Genomic DNA, 18,957 nt, shown 5'->3' with positions numbered 1-18,957 from the left:
AGCGTTAGCTAAAGCTCTGTGCGCGACTTCTTTCTTATGGACCCGCACTGACGGATGTGCCACCCACGGTGTCGAGGAACCGCGGCGCTCGCCAGACATTCGCATGCTGTTCAAAGCCATAAGCAATGGAGATCAACGTGGGTTCGCTCCAGCGTCCTGCGAACAACACGATTCCCACGGGCAAGTCGTGCGCAAAACCGGCGGGTAGCGTCAATGACGGATAGCCAGCCATGGCGGCCGGCTGCGAAGGACCGCCGACGGTGGGATCACCACTGACCACGTGATCACCCAATACAGGATCAGTGACGAAACTTGGCCCCCATGAAGGGGCCAGCAATGCGTCGAGTTGATGTGCCTTGAGCGCCGCGTCGATACCTTCCGGCCCTGACAGGCGCTTACTCTTCTCCAGTGCAGTCAAATACGCCGGGTCGCTCAGTGTGCCTTTGGCTTGCGCTTGTTCGAACAGCTCCTGACCAAACCAGGGCATCTCGCGTGTTGCCTCGCGTTGATTGAACGCGATGAGGTCCACCAGATTCTTCACCGCGAGGTTGGGACGTGTGGCAAGGTACGCATTGAGGTCGTGCTTGAACTCATACAGCAGTACCGTCAGTTCCACATCGCCGAGCTGACGCAGATTCGGCAGCTCCACCGGATCCACGATAATCGCGCCCTGCGCCTTCATCAGTGCAATGGCTGTGTCCAACACCCGATCGGCGTTGGGCTCGGCGCCGGCGAGCTGCCGCACGACGCCGATGCGCTTGCCGCGCAAGCCATCGGGATCGAGGAAGCGGGTGTAGTCGGTTGCATGGCGATCGGCGTCCGCGGTGGCTGGGTCGCGCGGGTCGGTTCCGGCGATGGCGCTGAGCACGGTGGCGGCATCGGCCACCGTGCGTGCCATCGGGCCGGCAGTGTCCTGGCTGTGGCTGATCGGCACGATGCCGCTGCGGCTCACCAAGCCGAGCGTCGGCTTGATACCCACGATGCCATTGGCGGCGGCGGGGCAAATGATCGAGCCATCGGTTTCTGTGCCAATGGCCACGGTGACCAAGCCCGCGGCAACGGCCGCGCCCGAGCCGGCGCTGGAGCCGCAGGGGTTGCGGTCCAACACATAGGGATTGCGTGTTTGTCCGCCGCGACCGCTCCAGCCGCTGCTGGCATGGTTCGAGCGGAAGTTGGCCCATTCGCTGAGATTGGTTTTGCCCAGCACCACCGCACCGCTGCGTCGCAGGCGTTCTACCAGCCCCGCGTCGCGTTTGGCAGGCGCATCCGTGAGCGCGAGCGAGCCGGCGGTAGTGAGCATGCGGTCGCCGGTGTCGATGTTGTCCTTCAGTAAGACGGGGATGCCGTGCAATGCACCCAACTTGCCTCCGCGCTTACGTTCGCGATCCAGCTGGCGCGCCAGTTCGAGCGCATCAGGATTGGTCTCGATGACCGAGCGAAGCGTGGGGCCTGCCTTATCGATGTGGCGAATGCGCTCTAGAAACTGTTGCGCCAGGTGTTCGCTGTCGAGGGCTCCCGCGTCCATGCGCTGCTGCAATGCCGCTATCGATGCGTAGGCATTGTCTGAGCCGTCGTCGTTCGCGAAGCAAGGTGACGCGGCAAACAGGCAAGTGGCGAGGGACAGCGCGAGCAGGCGAGAGGTCACGTCAACTCCTTCAGGCAAGGGTCTGCGGCATGATGTCGCAAAATCGGCCCATGGTGAGCGCCTGCGCCGTGCAAGCAGTGATAATCGCAGCTTGGCCGCCACCACGCGTGTGCGGCTCCACGCAGGGTCATGCGCAGCGGGGAACGCTATGGAAGGGTTGTCGGCGAAGTGGTTGGCGGCGGTGCTCGTCTTGGGGCTGGGCGGGTGGCTCGCGTTCAGCGGGCGCGTGATGGCGCAGGACGTACCCCATCCGACGGTGCCCGACACCTTGCAGCAGCGCATTGCCGCCTGCACTGCCTGTCATGGTGTGCTTGGTGAAGGCACGCTGGAGAGCGGTTTCTTTCCCCGCCTGGCCGGCAAGCCGGCCGGCTATCTGGCGCGTCAGCTCAGGGATTTCCAGGATGGCCTGCGCAAGTACGCCCCTATGGAATACACAGTGCGCCAGCTCAGCCCGGAGTACATGCGCGAGATCGCCGAATATTTCGCTGCGCAGGAGGTGCCCTACGCACGTTCGCCGATGCCTCGCCTGCCCGCATCGGCGCTCAAGCGTGGCGAGCAATTGGTGACGCAGGGCGATCCCGAACGCAAAATCCCACCGTGTGTGGCTTGCCATGGCAGCCAGCTGACGGGCGTGCAGCCGGATGTTCCCGGGCTGGTCGGCTTGCCGTACGACTACCTCAGTTCGCAGCTGGGATCGTGGCGCACCAAGACACGCGCGACGGTGGCGCCAGATTGCATGGCCGAGATCGCCAATCGCTTGAGCGAATCGGATATCAGTGCGGTATCGGCCTGGCTGGCCGGGCGTGCATTGCCCGCCGATATGCATGCACAGGCCGCCGGCTCGATCACGCCGCCGCTGCATTGCGGTGTGCTGGATCGCAAACCGGGAGAAGGCGCATGAAGCGCGTGCTGTTGCCGGTGTTGGTGGCCTTGCTGCTTGCCGTGGGCTGGTGGTTATGGCGTAGCGACGGGCATGCACCGGTGGCGCCCTCGGCGAGTGCGGTCAGTGCACAGTCGCTCAAGGATCCCGCGCTCATCGCGCGCGGCGAATACCTTGCCGCTGTCGGTGACTGCGCGTCTTGCCACACGCGTCAGGGCGGTCCTCGTTACGCGGGAGGGCGAGTGCTGGCGACGCCGTTCGGCAACGTGCCGGCGCCAAACATCACACCCGATCGCGAAACGGGCTTGGGCGAGTGGAGTTTTGAGGATTTCTGGCAAGCGTTGCATCGAGGCATCGGGCGGCAGGGGGCGCTGCTTTATCCGGTGTTCTCCTATACCTCGTTCACCAAGGTCACGCGTGACGATGCCCTGGCGATCTTCGCTTATCTGCAGTCATTGCCCGCCGAGCATCAGCCGTCCAAACCGACGGAACTGGCGTTTCCCTACAGCGTGCGCCATACGTTGAAGGCCTGGCGCGCGCTGTACTTCCATGAGGGCGAATACCAACCCGATCCCGCCCAATCGGCGGAATGGAATCGCGGCGCCTATCTGGTGCAGGGGCTCGGGCATTGCAACGAATGCCACGCGCCGCGCGATGCTTTGGGTGGTTCGCAAAGCGTGCCAACGCTTGCCGGTGGCCAGATTCCCGCTCAGAACTGGTACGCGCCGGACCTGAGCATGCAGGCCAATGGCGGTCTGGCGGGTTGGAGCGCGCAGGACATCGTGGATCTGCTCAAGACCGGACATTCCACACGCGGCACTGCCTTTGGTCCGATGGCCGACGTGGTGGCGCAGAGCACGCAGCACATGCACGAAGACGATCTGCGCGCGATCGCCACCTATCTGCAATCCTTGCCGCCCCGCGCAGCACCGCAGGCGAACACGTCGCCGCTGGATACCAAGCCGATCCTGGCGCGTGGCAGCCAGGTCTATGCGGAGCGCTGCGCCGATTGTCATGGCAAGAATGGCGAGGGTGTTGCAGGTATCTATCCGCCACTCAGTGGCAACTCCTCGGTAAATGAGCCCACCGGCATCAACGCCATTCGCGCGGTGCTGCTGGGCGGCTTTGCGCCCGTCACGGCGGGGAACCCGCGGCCTTACTCGATGCCGCCCTTTGCCCAGCCACTGAGCGACAGTGACGTGGCCGCTGTGGTGACCTACATTCGCCGCTCCTGGGCGAACCAGGCATCCCCGGTGCTCGAACGTGACGTAATCAAGTACCGGCATACGCCGATCGATTGATGGGAGCGAGGCAACCCAGGCCTTCCAGGGTGGCGTGCAGGGCCTCATCCAGTGGCGTGTAGGGCGCGCCGCCCAGAAACTGCACCAGCCGCTGGTCATCGAGTCGAACCGGCGCGCGCCACAGGTAACGCATCAGGCACAGCTCGCGCAGGGTTTCGTTGAACGGCGAGGCCAATTGCGCCAGCCACCAGGGGAAGCGTGCCGCACGCAGGTCGGGGTTGCCGCTTGCGCGTCGAAGGGCCGCGAGCAGCGCGTGGCCGTCGAGCCAGTAACCGCCAAAGTGAAAGGTCTGGAACGGCGCGAGTTCGTCTGTGCGATCGAGCAGGCGCGCCAGTGTGTTCGCCACATCCGGTAGATAGGCCCAGCTATGGCCTATCGCGTAGTCACCCGGGTAGGCCATCCGCTTTACTGGCGCGCCGGCGCGCAGCAAACCCTGGGCGAGCCAATTGTTGCCAGCGTGGGGGCCGAAGAAATCACCGCAGCGCAGGATCAGGCTGTGGATGCCTTGCTCACTGGCGATGCGAAGCCGGCGCTCCATCTCCGCGCGAATCTCGCCCTTGCGCGTGACGGGATGCTCCGGCGCCGTTTCGGCGACCTGGGGGAAGGCATCGGGCCCATAGTTGTATACGGTGCCGGGCAGCACGATGCGGGCTCCTGCGGCACGGGCGGCGGCTAGCGTGTTCTCCAGCATCGGCAGTACCGTGCGTTCCCAGCCCTTGTAGCCCGGCGGGTTCACCGCGTGCACGATGACCTGGACGCCGCTGGCCGCCGCCACGACGTCGCCGACCTGCATGGCGTCGCCGGTCAGCCAGGTCAGCCCGTCCTGGCCGCCTGCCTGGGGCGGGCGCCGGGCAAGGGCGCGTACCTGCCAGCCGTGCCGAAGCAGGGCAAGGGACGTTTCGTGGCCGATGCCACCGTGGGCTCCAATGACGAGTGCAGTGCGCTGGGTGTTCATGGGTGCAGTCCGTGGGAGGGTTGGACATCAGCCTGCGCCCGGTAACACCAAAAGAAAATTCCATAGATATGCAGATCTGCTATACAAATATGCATGGCTAATCCCGTCCCGGGCTGGGAGCTTTACCGATCCTTTCTGACCGTCATGCGGGAGGGCAGCCTGTCGGCGGCCGCTCGGACCCTTGGCATGACTCAGCCCAGCATCGGGCGGCATATGCGCGAATTGGAGGCGGCCCTGGGCGCGCCCTTGTTCACCCGCTCGCCGCAGGGTTTGGAACCCACCGCGCTGGCGCGGGAGCTGCTGCCCCACGCTCAAGCCATGGCGTCGGCGTCGGCGGCCTTACTACGGGCCGCTTCGGCGGGGCGGGATTCCATCGAGGGCACCGTGAGGATCAGCGCTAGCGAGGTGATGGGGGCAGAGGTGTTGCCGGCGCTGCTCACCGCCTTCCGGCGCGAGCACCCAGGCATCGTGATCGAGCTGGTGGTCTCCAACCAAACCGCGGACCTGCTGCGCCAGGATGCCGATCTCGCCATTCGCATGGTCCAGCCCAGCCAGGATGCGTTAGTCGCACGGCAAGTGGGGGCCATTCCGCTGGGCCTGTTTGCCCATCGCAGTTACCTGGCGCAGTACGGCACGCCGACCAGCCTGGATGAGCTAGGCGGGCACAGCCTGATCGGCTTCGACACGGAACCGGCCTTCGTACGTCGCATGCGACCCCACGGGCTGCCGTACACGCGCGACCGCTTCGCCTTACGCACCGACAGCGATCTGGCGGCCTTGTCTGCCATACGGGCCGGCTTCGGCATCGGTATCGCCCAGGTGCCGTTGATGCGGCGAGATAGCGCCCTGGTGCGCCTGCTGGCGGACGAGATGACCCTGCCCATGGATACCTGGGTGGTTATGCATGAAGACCTGCGCCAAAGCCTGCGCGTGCGGCGCCTGTTCGACCACCTGGTGGGCGCGTTGAGCGCTTACGTACGCGGCTGATCCAGGCTGCGCACCCGCGCGGCCAGTTCACGCCAAGGCTCGAGATCCCAGTGGCCGCGTGCCTGTCCCGAGGGCGAGGGAAGTACGAACAGCTGCGTGTCACCCATGCGCTGCGCTTGCAAGCCATAGTCGGCGGGGGCGCCCAGTCCGGCGCGGGCGGCGGCTTTGCTGGTAAAGGCCAGTAGGCGGGGTGCGTACTCCTCGATCCGCGCGCGCAGCGCTTCGGCGTCGAAGGCGTCACGGGGCAGTTCGTCGTCATTGCCCATGTGATGCTTGGCCACATCGGTAAGCCCGATGCCCAGGGTGAGAAGCGTCTGGAACTCGGCTGGCGCGAACTTGCGCGGCGTGAGTCCGGTCTCATGCAGCGCGCGCCAGAACAGGTTGCCCGGATGGGCGTAGTAGGCGCCCTCCAGGGCGGAGCGGCGTCCGGCGGCGGTGCCGCAGAACACCAGGCGAAGCCCGGGTTGCAGCAGGTCGGGAAGAATGGTGTCACGCATAGCCGGCAGCATAGCGGCGGGTCAGGAGTCGGGTGCTAAATGAAATACCGAGGGGTACAAGAAATCACGGGTTTTTCTGGATTTTCGGGCGCCCGTTGGCGTTGCCGCGCACCTGCTTCCATACATGCCGGTGGATGCATCGACAGTGTGCGCATCCTCCCGCTATAAAGACTCACTATCCAGGGAGTACCCGGTGAGCGAAGAGATCCTGATCAACGTGACCCCACGCGAGACACGCGTCGGTGTGGTAGAGAACGGCATGTTGCAGGAGGTGCACGTGGAGCGAGCCTCCCGTCGCGGCTACGTCGGCAACGTCTACAAGGGCCGCGTGCAACGGGTCATGCCCGGTATGCAGGCGGTGTTCGTCGATATCGGGTTGGAACGCGCGGCGTTCCTGCACGCCTCCGATATCGTGCGGCCGCCGTTGCCGGTGGCGGAAGGGGCGGAGCCGGTGCCGCACGCCAATGGCAACGGCCATGTGCCGTCCATCAGCGAACTGGTGCACGAAGGCCAGGAGATCGTGGTGCAAGTGGTGAAAGACCCCATCGGCACCAAGGGCGCCCGGCTCTCCACGCATCTGTCCATTCCCTCGCGCTACCTGGTGCTGCTGCCGCATGCCAAGACACTGGGTATTTCCGCGCGCATCGAAGAAGAAGCCGAGCGCCAGCGCCTGAAGGATGTCCTGAACTCCCTGATTGGCGAGAATCCGTTGGGCTACATCGTGCGCACCAACGCCGAAGGGCAGACGGCCGAGTCGCTGGCGTTCGACGTGACGTACCTCGGCAAGGTCTGGCGCGTCGTGCAGGAAAACATCGTCAAGGCCAAGGTGGGCGAGCGCGTGTACGAGGAGTTGTCGCTGCCGCTGCGCAGCCTGCGCGACATGCTCAACGACGACATCGAGAAGGTGCGCGTGGATTCGCGCGAAACCTTCGAGAAGGTGGTCAAGTTCGTGCACAAGTTCATGCCCCACCTGGATGACCGCGTGGAGCATTACAGCGGCGAGCGGCCGATTTTCGACCTCTACGGGGTGGAGGACGAAATTCAGCGCGCGCTCAAGAAGGAAGTGCCCCTGAAGTCGGGCGGCTACCTGATCGTCGACCAGACCGAAGCGATGACCACCATCGACGTAAACACCGGCGGCTACGTCGGTACGCGCAACCTCGAGGAAACGGTCTACCGCACCAACCTGGAGGCCGCCCAGGCCGCCGCCCGTCAGCTGCGCCTACGTAACCTGGGCGGCATCATCATCATCGACTTCATCGACATGACCGACGAGGAGCATCGTCGGCAGGTGCTGCGAATGCTGGAAAAGGGCCTGGCGCGTGACCACGCCAAGACCACCGTCTATCCCATGTCCGCTCTGGGCCTGGTGGAAATGACCCGCAAGCGCACCACCGAAAGCCTGGAGCGCCAGTTGTGCGAGCCATGCCCGGCCTGCGGCGGGCGCGGCACGGTGAAGACCGCCGAAACGGTCACCTACGAGATCTTCCGCGAGATTACCCGGGCTGTGCGCCAGTTCAACACCGAGAAACTGCTGGTCATGGCCAGCCCCAAGGTGGTGGGCCGCATCCTCGAGGAAGAGTCCGTCGCGGTGGCCGAATTGGAAGAGTTCATCTCCAAAAGCATACGCTTTCAGGCCGAAGAGCATTATTCGCAGGAACAGTTCGATGTGGTTCTCCTCTAAGGCCTCTGCGCATCGCCGATCAGGCGATGCGGTGGCGGGGCCGTGAGCCCCCTTTGGCATAAACGCATGCAACTGAGCGCCCGGGCCTTGGCCTGGGTCGTTGGCGTGGGCGTGATTTCGCTCGCGGTCCTGATGGCGTTGACCCAATTGTTTCTGCCGCTGATGGCACGCCACCCGGAATGGGTGGCCGCGCAGCTCGGCGCGCGCCTGAATCGCCCGGTGAGCTTCCAGAGCATGGAGGGGCACTGGCAGCCTGCCGGCCCACTGTTCGTGATGCATGGGGTGACCATCGGCAACGGCCCCGGTGAGCAAGGCGAACCGGTGCGGGTGCCGGAGACGGAATTGAAGCTGGACTTCGGTGGCCTGCTGCTGCCTTCCCGGCATCTGCTCAACCTGCGCGCACGTGGCCTGCAACTGGACTTGAGCCGCGACCCCGACGGCACCTGGCATATCAACGGCATCGGCCTGGCTGGCGGCCAGGAGCGGCAGAACCCGAGCTTTGGTCGTCTATCCGTGGGGCTGTGGCTGACCCAGACGCGCCTGGACATCACCGACAACCGCCTCAATCGCCACTACACGTTGCTGGCCGATCAGTTGCGCCTCAGTCGTCAGGGTAGCCGGGTGCGTGTGGGGGCCTTGCTGCGCCGTGAAGGGGCGCCAGGGGTGCTGCGTGGCGCTGGCAGCTTCAGCGACGATGGCGCCGATGGCCGCTTGTGGCTGAGCGGCAGTGCGTTGGACTTGCATGCCATGTCCAACGGCATCGACATGGGTGGCTACACCGCCGACGGCGGTACCGGCTCCTTCGAAAGCTGGCTGGATTGGCGCGAAGCCAAGATCGTGCGTGTACTCGGTCGCGTGCATCTGCGCGATGTCGCCATTTCCAACCCGGACGGGGCAACCGCCAACGTGACCGCGTTGGATGGTATTGGCGAGCTGGCGAACGACAACGACGGTTACCGCCTGCGCTGGGCGGCGGACGACGGCGGCGCTGCCCTGGCCGAACTGCATGGCCTCCATACCGATCAGGCCCGGGTCGACGTGGTTGCGAAGGATTTGGAACTTGCCCCGCTGGTGCCCTGGCTTGCGCTCAAGCCGCAATGGTCGCCGGGGCTTGCCCAATGGGTAGGTAGCGGCAAACCACGTGGTCGCCTCACGCGGGCGCAGATGCACTGGAATCATGCCGATGGATTGCAGCAGTTGGAGGTTGGCTTCAGCGGCCTGGCGATCAACCCGGTAGGCAAGTTGCCGGGCATCGACGGCATGCAAGGCGAGTTTCGCGGCGACGCCCAATCCATGGCCGTGAGCTTGCCGGCGCAGGCTACGGTGTTGCGTTTTCCGCATACGTTCCGCGAGCCTTTTGTGATGCAGAAGCTCGCCGGCGACGTGGCGTTTTGGCATGAGGACGATGCCTGGCGCATCGGCACCGATGCCTTCGTGTTCGAGGGGGCCGGGTTCGGCGGTGAGGCGCGCGGCGAGGTTGCGTTGCCCGATGCCGGTGGACACCCGTTCCTCGACCTCTACGCCGCACTCGACCACGCTGATGTGGCTGCGGCCAAGCTGTTCTGGCCGATCGATTCGATGGCTCCGTCTGCTGTGGAGTGGCTTGACCAGGCATTGGTGAGCGGCAAGATCGATCACGGCGATGTGCTGGTACGCGGCGACCTGAAAGACTGGCCTTTCCATCACAACGAAGGGCGCTTTGAGGCGCGTGCCGAAATCAGCGGTCTGGAACTCGACTACGGCAAAGACTGGCCGCACGCGCAGAACGTTACCGCCGTTGCCAATTTCATTAACAGCGGCATGCTGGTCGAAGCCTCCGCCGGCGAGTCGCTGGGCAACAAGGTGGATCGCGCGGTCGCCTTGATTCCCGAGTTCGGCAACACGGTGCTCGATCTCAATGTGAGCGGCAACGGCACGGGTGCCAGCATGCTGGAATTCGTGCGCAAGAGCCCCATCGGCATGCATCAGGCCGACACGTTGGCGAAGCTCAGTCTGGGCGGTACGGGTGCGTTCGACTTTCACCTGTCGTTGCCGGTAGCGCACGCAGAAGATTTTCAGCTCACTGGCCATACCCAACTCAAGGGTGTGGACTTCAATGCGCCGGAGTGGAACCTCAAGCTCGACAAGCTCACCGGCCCCGCCACGTTCGACAAGGCCGGCTTCCACGCGGGGCCGCTCGATACCAGTTTCCACGGTCAGCCATCCAAACTTGATCTGGCCATCGCCGGCGCCACTGGGCAGCCGGATACGGTGTTGCTCGCCAAGCTGACCGGTCGCTACAGCATGAGTGAGTTGACTCAGGGCTATAAGGAACTTGAGTGGCTCAATCAGGTGGCGGAAGGTCGTAGCGACTTCACCATCGGCTTCGGCATTGCTCACCCCAATGGCGCCGCCGCCACCACGCAGCAGCTCACTGTCGATTCGAACCTGGGAGGCATGGCGCTGAACTTTCCGGTGCCGATGAAAAAAAGCGCGGACGGCATGTTGCCGCTGCATCTGGACATGAATCTGCCCATGGCGGGTAGCGATGTGCAGTTGTCCGTGGCGCAAGTGATGCGTGCGCGCATGCGCTTGCCGCAGAACGACAATCAACCCTTCGCGGCAACGTTCGCCTTTGGCACCCGTTCGCCCGACGCCTTGCCCGACCATGGCATCCGTGTGCGCGGTCGCGCATCCAAGCTCGATGTAACGGGCTGGGTGCAATACGCCGCGTCCGGCAGCAGTGGTAACGGCCCCGGCCTGGAAAGCATCGATGTGAGTGCTGAGCAAGCGATGGTGTTTGGCCATCCTTTCGCGGACATGCGCCTCGTTGCCAGCAACGCGCCGGACGGCTTGACCGTGGACGTGGACAGTGCCGGCATTGCTGGCCGCTTCAGCATTCCGCTCGCCCAGCTCAACAAGCGTGGCGTCACCGCCCGCCTGCAACGCCTGTATTGGCCCAGGGACACGGTGCCGCCGCCCAAGAAGGGTAGTGCCGATACGACGAGCGCCGCCAATGGCGCGGCAACGTCCACCTCGGCCACCGCGAACGCCGCGGAGCCTGCCGCCAATCCTGCCAACACCGGCATTACACCCTCGGCCTTGCCGCCATTCCATCTCTGGGTGAGTGACTTGCGTTTTGGCGACTCCAAGCTGGGTGATGCGCGCCTGGAAACGTGGCCCACCGATCGCGGTCTGCATGTCGATCAGTTGCGCACGTTGTCACGCGGCGTGCAGATCAACGGCACCGGCGACTGGAATGGCACAGCGGGCAACAGCAGCTCGCACATGCGCATCGATTTCGCGGCGGAGAACCTTGGCGAGATGCTCGGCGCGTTTGGTTATGAGGGCCTGTTGGCCGGCGGCAAGGTGCGTGCGCAGCTCGATGCCACCTGGCCGGGCGCGCCCTCGGCGATGGAGCTGGGCAACATGGACGGCAAGCTCAGCATCAACGTCACCGATGGCCGCATGCCCGAGGTGGCGCCCGGCGGTGTGGCGCGCCTGTTTGGTCTCGTATCGGTCCTGGAGTTGCCGCGTCGCCTGTCGTTCGATTTCGGCGATGTGTTCGGCAAGGGCTTGGCCTTTGACGCCATCACCGGCGAGTTCCGCCTCGGCGACGGCAACGCCGTGACCGACAATCTGCAGATTCGCAGTCCGGCGGCAGAGATCACCATCAGTGGTCGCACAGGTGTGCGGGCCAAGGATTACGATCTGCAAGTGCTGGCCATTCCACATGCGGGCAACAGCCTGCCGATCGTCGGTGCGGTGGTGGGCGGCCCCATTGGCGTGGCCGCGGGCTTCGTGGCGCAGGGGCTTCTGGGCAAAGGCATCAACCATGCCGCCAGTGCGCGCTACAAAATCACCGGTGGTTGGGATAAGCCCAACATCACGTTGATGGAAAAGAAGAACGTGTCCTTGCCTTCATCGACCCCGCCCTTGCAGGGCGAGGTCGATGCGCAGCCAGCGCCCGCGAGCAGCAGCGGGCGCTGAGCGCGAGCGATTTCAGGCCTCTGGTTCGCGTGCCTTGGTGCTGCCCACGAACGGAAACATTTGCTGTCGCCGGAACCCATCGGGCATGTAGTCGCCGACTACGCCGTAGTGCTCGGGGAACTTCTTGGTCGACTTCACCGCTGTGCCGAACAGATAGTCCAGAAACGCATAGTGCGCGGCGTAGTTCTTGTCGATGGCCTCTTCGTCGGAGGCGTGGTGCCAGTGATGGAAATCCGGCGTCACGATCACGTACTTCAGCGGGCCCCAGGGCAAATGCACGTTGGCGTGATTGAACACCGCCTGGAAGCCCACCACGATGATGTAGGCATTCATCACCGCTTCGCTGAAGCCGAGGATGTACAGCGGCGCCAGCACGCACACGCGCGTGGCGATCAGTTCCAGCATGTGCTGGCGTGAGCCGGCCAGCCAGTCCATGGTTTTCACCGAGTGGTGCACGGCGTGGAAGCGCCACAGGAACGGCACCTCGTGATAGGCGCGATGCGTCCAGTATTGCGCCAGGTCCGCCACCAGAATGCACAGCAGCAATTGCGGCACAAAGTGGATGTGCTGCACGGCCTGCTGGAACTGGCTGCTCACCAGCCAGCCAAACAGATGGTGCAGCAGAAAGTTCACCACCAGTAGCGCCAGGCCCACGATGAAGTGGTTCACCGCGAAGTGCTTGAGGTCCGTCTGCCATTCCTTGCGGAACAGCGATTGTCCTTTGTACAGCGGGAACAATTTTTCGATTACCACGAACACCAGCGTGGAGCCGAGCAGATCGAGAATGAACCAGTCCAGCCCGATGTAGGGCGTGTGATCGGGAAAGTCGCCCACCGGCACGCGCGATCCGCCAAGCACCGTCGCCGCCAGCACCAGGGCGAACGCCACCATGCTCACCCGACGCATGCGCCCCAGTATCACGTTGGCGAGCGACATGCCCCCGGCCACCAACAAGGCGACCAGCAGCAATTGCCGAAGCACATCCACCGAATACTTGTGGCGCAGGTCCGGCGTGGTCAGGTACTGGGGAAAGTGGAAAGCCAGCACACCCAACAGGCACAGGATGCCCAGCGACAGCGCCACGATGCTGCTGATCTTGCCCAGGCCGGGTTTGAGTTCGCCATCGCGATGCAGCAGCTCGCGGGTTTCCTCGATGGGCGCCTTGATGGCGCGGTTGATGACCTTTTGGGTCAGCGGGGGCCGATGGGTATCGCTCATGCGTGATCCTTCACAGGGAGGTAGGAATGGCACGCATCCTAGCCGCTGCGAGACGTCCATGGCAGCCAGCCCCAGGCTTTAAACCCCGGGAGCCAACCCCCACTTGGTAACATGATTCCCTTTATCTCTACGGCAAGGTCCTCATGGATTCCCTGATCGCGTTGGCTGAACGTCGCCTGCTGGCTCCCGGTGGCCTGGCCGCTACTGACCTGGACCGCGTGTTCAGCCAGCTGATGGGGCCGTCCATTGATGCCGCGGATCTGTATTTCCAGCATTCGCGCAGCGAGTCCTGGTTGCTGGAGGAGGGCATCGTCAAGGACGGTAGCCACTCCATCGAGCAGGGCGTGGGCGTGCGCGCCATCAGCGGCGAAAAGACCGGCTTCGCCTATTCCGACGAGATCGTGCTGCCGCAGCTGCTGGAGGCCTCCAAGGCGGCCCGCGCCATTGCCCAGGGCGGCAATGGTGCCGGCACCCCGCTGGCGGTCAGTGGCGGGCGCCAGCTTTACCCGGCCATCGACCCGGTAGAGAGCCTACCCAATGCCGACAAGATCGCCCTGCTGCGCGAGGTGGACGCCTACGCGCGCTCGCGCGACCCGCGCGTGAAGCAGGTGATCGTGAGCCTGGCGGCCACCATCGACACCGTGCTGGTGGCCGCCTCCGACGGCACCCTGGCGGCGGACGTGCGCCCGCTGGTGCGCCTGAACGTGCAGGTTATCGCCGAGCAAAACGGGCGCCGCGAGCAGGGCAGTGCGGGCGGCGGCGGTCGTTACGGCTACCGCGAGCTGATCGACAACGGTCGCGCCATGGCATTTGCCGACGAGGCGGTACGCCAGGCCTTGGTCAACCTGGATGCAGTTGACGCGCCGGCCGGCAGCATGCCGGTGGTGCTGGGGCCAGGCTGGCCGGGCGTGCTGCTGCACGAGGCCATCGGCCACGGCCTGGAGGGCGACTTCAATCGCAAGGGCAGCTCGGCCTTCGCCGGCCGCATCGGCCAGCGCGTGGCTGCACCGGGCGTCACGGTAGTGGACGATGGCACCCTGGCGGGGCGTCGTGGCTCGCTCAACGTGGACGACGAAGGCACGCCCACCGAATGCACCACCCTGATCGAGGACGGCATCCTCAAGGGCTACATGCAGGACAAGCTCAATGCGCGCCTGATGGGCATGGCGCCCACTGGCAACGGTCGCCGCGAATCCTTCGCCCAACTGCCCATGCCGCGCATGACCAACACGTACATGCTGGCGGGCCAGCACGATCCGCAGGAGATCATCCGCTCGGTCAAGAAGGGCCTGTACGCGGTGAACTTCGGCGGCGGCCAGGTGGATATCACCAACGGCAAGTTCGTGTTCTCCGCCAGCGAGGCCTACCTGATCGAGGACGGCAAGATCACCCGCCCGGTCAAGGGCGCCACCCTGATCGGCGCCGGCCCCGAGGTGCTCAACCGTGTCTCCATGATCGGCAACGATCTGTCGCTGGACGAGGGCGTGGGCGTGTGCGGCAAGGACGGCCAAAGCGTGCCCGTAGGCGTGGGCCAGCCCACCCTCAAGATCGACGCGATGACGGTAGGCGGCACCGCCTCCTGAGTCGGTAAGGGGCCGGCCTGCGCCACGGCGCGGCCGGCAGGCCCGTTCTCGGTATGTGACAGTGCCGCGCCGGCGGCATGTCGATAGAACAAAAGCTCATTTCGCTTCCACGGCCCTGGCGCCGAAAGTACGGAACATGGCGGGTCTTGCCGCCATGGTGATGAGGACGTCTGGACGTCCAAACCATTCCGCACGAGAGGGGTCGGATCATGAGCGAGATTTCCCACGCATTGCCGCGAGGCGACCAGCCGGATCAGGCTGGTGCGCAGTCGCGCGCGCGGCCCGCACTGTTCGCCAATGAAGACTGGTGGTCCGTCTGGATCGGCTTGCTGGTCGTTGCGGTGGCCTGGGCGTTGTTTGCCAATGGCAGCAGCCTCAAATGGCTGGCCGTGGCGCCGGCGAAATGGAAAACCCTGGCGGAAGCAGGGCAGGGGTTGGTCAGCCACTGGCCCAACTATCTGGCGCTGTTCGCCACGCTTGCGTTGCTGTTCGGCTCGGCGCTGGCCGTATTGGGGCAGTCGTTGGCGCGGTTCCTGCCGAGTTTTCTGATCCTGTTCGTGGCGTCGCTGCTGATTTTCACCGTGTCGGCGTGGACGCAGGCGTCCCGCTACAACCTGGAGGCGCCCTTGCTGGCGCTGGCGCTTGGCCTGGTGGTGTCCAACGTGGTCAGCTTGCCGGCGTGGTTCCAGGCCGGCTTGCGCGTGGAGTTCTACATCAAGGTGGGCATTGTGCTGCTGGGCGCCACCTTGCCGTTGACCTTGCTGGTGTGGGCGGGGCCGGTGGCGGTGGTGCAGGCGGCGATTGTCTCGCTGGTGACGTTCTTCACCATCTTTCTGGTGGGCAAGGCCTTGGGCTTGGATCGACGCTTCGCCGCCGTGCTCGGCGTGGGCGGCGCGGTGTGCGGCGTATCGGCCGCCATCGCCACGGGCGGCGCGGTGCGCGCCAAGCGAGAGCAAACGTCCATGGCGATCTCGCTGGTGGTGGTCTGGGCCATCGTGATGATCTTCGTGCTGCCTTTTGCATCGCGGGCCTTGGGGCTTTCCACCGCGGTGGCGGGTGCCTGGATCGGTACCTCCGAATTCGCCGATGCGGCCGGGGTGGCGGCGGCCCAGGCCTATGGGGACGCCGCGCGTAACGCAGGCGGAGCCATTGCGGGTGCTCCCGACGCGGCCGTGCAGGCCTTTACGCTGATGAAGGTGGTGGGGCGCGATATCTGGATCGGCATCTGGGCATTCGCGCTGGCCTGGGTGGCCACGACGCGCTGGAACGACGAGGTCGGTGGTGTGCATGCCAAGGCGGATGTGCGCGAGATCTGGTCGCGCTTTCCCAAGTTCGTGCTGGGCTTCGTACTGGCATCGGCCCTGCTCACCTGGATCGCCAGCCATTATTCACTGGCCGACTACCGCAAGATCGTCACGCCCGACCTGGTGGCACCGATCAGCACGCTGCGCACCTGGGCATTCACCTTTTGCTTTCTCAGCATTGGCCTGAGCACGCGGCTGCGCTCGCTCACGGCCACCGGCTGGCGACCCTTGCTGGCATTTACCGTGGGCGTGGCGGTGAACATCGTGATCGGTTACGTGCTTTCCGTGCACGTGTTCGCCGATTACTGGAACCACCTGGGCGGATGATCGGCATGTCCCCCACGCAGGCCGATACCCAGCACGTGGCGCGTTGCGATCAATGTCGTTATCGACTGGCCAGCCGGCGCGCACTGGAGCTGAGCTTCGCCGGCATGAATGTCTTTGGCTCAGCCTATGGCGCCAGCATCGCGGCGAGCCGGTTGTGCACGCTGCTCCAATGCTGGGTGTCGCCCCAGGACAGTTGTTCGCGCTACGCGCCGATCGGGGCACCGAGCGACGCGTAGCGAAAGCGGCTTATTCGTCGCCGCTTTCGTCGTCTTCCGCGATGTCCAGCGTCTCTTCCGAGGCTTCGCCATCCGGCGTCGCGAGCTGCTTGAGGAGCTGGAAGATCTCGCGGTAGGCGCGCGGGGGCTTGTTGGCGTCTTTCTCGGCCTTGGCCTGGCGAATCAGCGAGCGCAGGTGCTGGCGATCCACCTGCGGGTACTGGGCGATCAGTTCGCCGAGGGCGGCGTCGGTGTCGGTGAGCAGGCGATCACGCAGGGCTTCCATGCGGTGCATGGCGGCCGTTTCCTGTCGCTGGCGCTCGCGGTTTTCGCCCAGGGCGGCACGCACGCCGTCGAACACATCCTGCTCGTGCCGGCGCATGACCTTGGCGAGGAACGCCAACTGGCGCTTGCGGGCGATGTGCGCGGTGATGCGGCGGGTGTTGGCGATTTCGCGCAGCACGTCTTCCGGCAGATCGAGCTTGGCCAGCTTGCTGGCGGGCAGCTCGACCAGCTGGTTGGCCAGTGCCAGCACGGCCAGCGCATCGCGGCGCTGCTGGGTGCGGGTGGGGCCGTAGTCGTGGTCGGGATTGTCGGTGTAGGTACGGTTCACGGGGTTCTTCCGGCGGGGCGGGCGGGCTCAGGGGGCGGCGTCGAGACTGTCCAGTGGAGTGCGTTCGGCCCGCTCCAGCGCAAAGCGCGGGATCGGCTCGCCCTCCAACTCCACCGTTTCGCAGAACATCGACGCGGGGCGCACCCACAGGCCGTAATCGCCATAGAGCGCCTGGTAAACCACCACTTCTTCCAGGGTTTCGCTGTGGCGGGCAGTGCCCAGCACGCGGTAACGCTGGCCCTTGTAGTGACGGTAGATGCCGGCTGTCGGTGACATGGCGTTCTCCGTGGACGCTCTTTGCAAATCGGCCACGCTGCCCCCATGTAGGTCGGCTGCGCGGGTAGGACCGCGTATTCTACCCGTTACCCGCCCGTTTGCAGGAATCCACGCGTGACCGAACTGAGCACCACCCAGGACCGCAGCCTCGAAGATCTCGACCGCCTGGCCCAATTGGCCGAGGACGTGATCCGCCGTGCCCGCGCCGCCGGCGCCAGCCAGGCCGAGGTGGCCGCCAGCATCGACACCGGGTTGAGCGTGAACGTGCGCCTGGGCGAGGTGGAAACCGTGGAGCACACGCGGGACCGCGGCTTTGGGCTCACCGTCTACTTTGGCCAGCGCAAGGGTTCGGCCAGCACGGCCGACCTGCACCCCGACTCGATCCAGGCCACCCTGGATCAGGCCTGCGCCATTGCCCGCTTTACCGAGGAGGACCCGGCCGCGGGCCTGGCCGATGCTTCGCGGATGGCCACGGAGTTCCCGGATCTTGATCTGTGGCATCCCTGGCGCATCGACACCGCCGGCGCGATCGCGCTGGGGCAGCAGATCGAAGAGGCCGGGCGCGCGCACGCCGGCATCACCAATTCCGACGGCGCAGGCGTGCAGATGGGCGAAAGCCTGGCCGTCTACGCCAATTCCCACGGCTTCCTGGGGCGCGAGCGCGGCACCCGCCACTCGTTGTCGCTGTCCCTGATTGCCGGGGATGACGACGGCATGCAGCGCGATTACTGGTACGACAGCGTGCGCTCGGCAGGCGACTTCATGAGCGCCCAGTCACTGGGTGACATGGCCGCGCGCCGCACGCTGTCGCGGCTGGGCGCGCAGCGCCTGTCCACCCGCCAGTGCCCGGTGCTGTTCGCGCCGGAGGTGGCGCGTGGGCTCATCGGCCATTTGGTGGGCGCGGTGAGCGGCGGTGCGCTTTACCGGCGTGCCAGCTTCCTGCTGGATCATGTGGGCAAATCGGTGATGCCCGGTTGGCTGAACATCGTGGAGCGGCCGTTCCTGCTGCGTGGGCAGGGCTCGGGCGCGTTCGATGCCGAGGGCGTGGCGACCCGTGACAGCACCCTGGTCGAAAACGGGGTGCTGGCCCGCTATGTGCTCGGCAGCTATTCGGCGCGCAAGCTGGGGCTGGAATCCACCGGCAACGCGGGTGGCATCCACAACCTGATCGTGGAACCGGGCCAGGACGACTTTGCCGGCATGCTCAAGCGCATGGGCACGGGCCTGCTGGTCACTGAGGTGATGGGGCAGGGCGTGTCCATCGTCACCGGCGATTACTCGCGCGGCGCTTCGGGCTTCTGGGTGGAGAACGGCCAGATCGCCTATCCGGTCGAAGAGATCACCATTGCCGCCAACCTGCGCGACATGTTCGCCAACATCGTGGCGGTGGGCGCAGACGTGGACCATCGCTCCCACATCCTCACCGGCTCGATCCTGCTGGAGCAGATGACCATCGCCGGCGAGTAAGCGCCGGCGCACGATCGCCCCACGCCCGCGCCGGAA

Annotated in this window: 15 protein-coding genes; 9 read left to right on the top strand and 6 right to left on the bottom strand. The window is 65.2% G+C overall.

The window, feature by feature from the left end; all coding sequences use genetic code 11:
• Window positions 1–34 precede the first annotated feature (34 nt).
• Window positions 35–1,645, bottom strand: coding sequence for an amidase (locus tag AC3G2C_RS17790; protein WP_488385982.1), 1,611 nt, complete (start codon window positions 1,643–1,645; stop codon window positions 35–37).
• A gap of 148 nt (window positions 1,646–1,793) precedes the next feature.
• On the opposite strand from AC3G2C_RS17790, the gene AC3G2C_RS17785 reads away from it, so the two are divergent.
• A complete protein-coding gene (locus AC3G2C_RS17785) occupies window positions 1,794–2,546 on the top strand; it encodes a c-type cytochrome (RefSeq protein ID WP_488385981.1) in 753 nt (250 codons plus the stop codon).
• Complete coding sequence (locus tag AC3G2C_RS17780; RefSeq protein WP_488385980.1) at window positions 2,543–3,826, top strand: c-type cytochrome; 1,284 nt, start codon at window positions 2,543–2,545, stop codon at window positions 3,824–3,826. Before AC3G2C_RS17785 ends, AC3G2C_RS17780 begins: the two co-directional genes overlap by 4 nt.
• On the opposite strand, the gene AC3G2C_RS17775 is transcribed toward AC3G2C_RS17780, so the two are convergent.
• A complete protein-coding gene (locus AC3G2C_RS17775; protein WP_488385979.1) occupies window positions 3,798–4,781 on the bottom strand; it encodes an NAD-dependent epimerase/dehydratase family protein in 984 nt (327 codons plus the stop codon). The two genes, AC3G2C_RS17780 and AC3G2C_RS17775, sit on opposite strands and share 29 nt — an antisense overlap.
• Window positions 4,782–4,874: 93 nt before the next feature.
• On the opposite strand from AC3G2C_RS17775, the gene AC3G2C_RS17770 reads away from it, so the two are divergent.
• Window positions 4,875–5,768: a LysR family transcriptional regulator gene (locus AC3G2C_RS17770; protein ID WP_488385978.1), complete on the top strand. Its 894-nt coding sequence runs from the start codon at window positions 4,875–4,877 to the stop codon at window positions 5,766–5,768.
• Here AC3G2C_RS17770 and AC3G2C_RS17765 read toward each other — a convergent pair.
• Window positions 5,753–6,265: a mismatch-specific DNA-glycosylase gene (locus AC3G2C_RS17765; RefSeq protein ID WP_488385977.1), complete on the bottom strand. Its 513-nt coding sequence runs from the start codon at window positions 6,263–6,265 to the stop codon at window positions 5,753–5,755. The genes AC3G2C_RS17770 and AC3G2C_RS17765 overlap by 16 nt on opposite strands.
• A 193-nt stretch (window positions 6,266–6,458) precedes the next feature.
• Here AC3G2C_RS17765 and rng point away from each other — a divergent pair, with 193 nt between their 5' ends.
• Both rng and AC3G2C_RS17755 read left to right on the top strand, forming a co-directional pair.
• The gene (gene rng, locus AC3G2C_RS17760; protein WP_488385976.1) at window positions 6,459–7,949 is read left to right on the top strand and encodes a ribonuclease G; all 1,491 of its coding nucleotides are present in this window, start codon (window positions 6,459–6,461) and stop codon (window positions 7,947–7,949) included.
• Between the two features lie 66 nt (window positions 7,950–8,015).
• On the top strand, window positions 8,016–11,918 hold the full coding sequence (locus tag AC3G2C_RS17755; protein ID WP_488385975.1) for a YhdP family protein: 3,903 nt from the start codon (window positions 8,016–8,018) through the stop codon (window positions 11,916–11,918).
• 12 nt (window positions 11,919–11,930) lie between these two features.
• Here AC3G2C_RS17755 and AC3G2C_RS17750 read toward each other — a convergent pair whose 3' ends face one another.
• Entirely contained in the window at window positions 11,931–13,136 is a 1,206-nt protein-coding gene (locus AC3G2C_RS17750) for a sterol desaturase family protein (RefSeq protein WP_488385974.1), read from the bottom strand.
• Window positions 13,137–13,279: 143 nt separating this feature from the next.
• Here AC3G2C_RS17750 and tldD point away from each other — a divergent pair, with 143 nt between their 5' ends.
• From tldD to AC3G2C_RS17735, 3 genes are all read left to right on the top strand, one after another.
• On the top strand, window positions 13,280–14,719 hold the full coding sequence (tldD, locus tag AC3G2C_RS17745) for a metalloprotease TldD (protein ID WP_488385973.1): 1,440 nt from the start codon (window positions 13,280–13,282) through the stop codon (window positions 14,717–14,719).
• A 209-nt stretch (window positions 14,720–14,928) separates the two neighbouring features.
• Entirely contained in the window at window positions 14,929–16,350 is a 1,422-nt protein-coding gene (locus AC3G2C_RS17740; RefSeq protein ID WP_488385972.1) for a YeiH family protein, read from the top strand.
• 5 nt (window positions 16,351–16,355) lie between these two features.
• Window positions 16,356–16,586, top strand: a complete 231-nt coding sequence (locus tag AC3G2C_RS17735) for a hypothetical protein (RefSeq protein WP_488385971.1) — start codon at window positions 16,356–16,358, stop codon at window positions 16,584–16,586.
• Between the two features lie 10 nt (window positions 16,587–16,596).
• Here AC3G2C_RS17735 and yjgA read toward each other — a convergent pair whose 3' ends face one another.
• Entirely contained in the window at window positions 16,597–17,178 is a 582-nt protein-coding gene (gene yjgA, locus AC3G2C_RS17730; RefSeq protein WP_488385970.1) for a ribosome biogenesis factor YjgA, read from the bottom strand.
• A gap of 27 nt (window positions 17,179–17,205) precedes the next feature.
• A complete protein-coding gene (locus AC3G2C_RS17725; protein ID WP_488385969.1) occupies window positions 17,206–17,454 on the bottom strand; it encodes a DUF1653 domain-containing protein in 249 nt (82 codons plus the stop codon).
• A 114-nt stretch (window positions 17,455–17,568) separates the two neighbouring features.
• On the opposite strand from AC3G2C_RS17725, the gene pmbA reads away from it, so the two are divergent.
• Window positions 17,569–18,921, top strand: coding sequence for a metalloprotease PmbA (gene pmbA, locus AC3G2C_RS17720; protein WP_488385968.1), 1,353 nt, complete (start codon window positions 17,569–17,571; stop codon window positions 18,919–18,921).
• Window positions 18,922–18,957: the final 36 nt, after the last annotated feature.

This window comes from Frateuria sp. sgz306004 (assembly GCF_057750885.1).
Note: the sequence above shows the minus strand (reverse complement) of the source record. Positions and strands in the feature narration are given on the sequence as shown.

Excerpts from the sequence above, each read along its gene's own strand:
- AC3G2C_RS17780 (WP_488385980.1), top strand. The coding sequence starts at position 2,543 with ATGAAGCGCGTGCTGTTGCCGGTGTTGGTGGCCTTGCTGCTTGCCGTG.
- AC3G2C_RS17755 (WP_488385975.1), top strand. The coding sequence starts at position 8,016 with ATGCAACTGAGCGCCCGGGCCTTGGCCTGGGTCGTTGGCGTGGGCGTG.
- AC3G2C_RS17725 (WP_488385969.1), bottom strand. The coding sequence starts at position 17,454 with ATGTCACCGACAGCCGGCATCTACCGTCACTACAAGGGCCAGCGTTAC.
- AC3G2C_RS17785 (WP_488385981.1), top strand. The coding sequence starts at position 1,794 with ATGGAAGGGTTGTCGGCGAAGTGGTTGGCGGCGGTGCTCGTCTTGGGG.
- tldD (WP_488385973.1), top strand. The coding sequence starts at position 13,280 with ATGGATTCCCTGATCGCGTTGGCTGAACGTCGCCTGCTGGCTCCCGGT.
- AC3G2C_RS17735 (WP_488385971.1), top strand. The coding sequence starts at position 16,356 with ATGTCCCCCACGCAGGCCGATACCCAGCACGTGGCGCGTTGCGATCAA.
- AC3G2C_RS17775 (WP_488385979.1), bottom strand. The coding sequence starts at position 4,781 with ATGAACACCCAGCGCACTGCACTCGTCATTGGAGCCCACGGTGGCATC.
- AC3G2C_RS17765 (WP_488385977.1), bottom strand. The coding sequence starts at position 6,265 with ATGCGTGACACCATTCTTCCCGACCTGCTGCAACCCGGGCTTCGCCTG.
- AC3G2C_RS17750 (WP_488385974.1), bottom strand. The coding sequence starts at position 13,136 with ATGAGCGATACCCATCGGCCCCCGCTGACCCAAAAGGTCATCAACCGC.
- AC3G2C_RS17740 (WP_488385972.1), top strand. The coding sequence starts at position 14,929 with ATGAGCGAGATTTCCCACGCATTGCCGCGAGGCGACCAGCCGGATCAG.
- AC3G2C_RS17770 (WP_488385978.1), top strand. The coding sequence starts at position 4,875 with ATGGCTAATCCCGTCCCGGGCTGGGAGCTTTACCGATCCTTTCTGACC.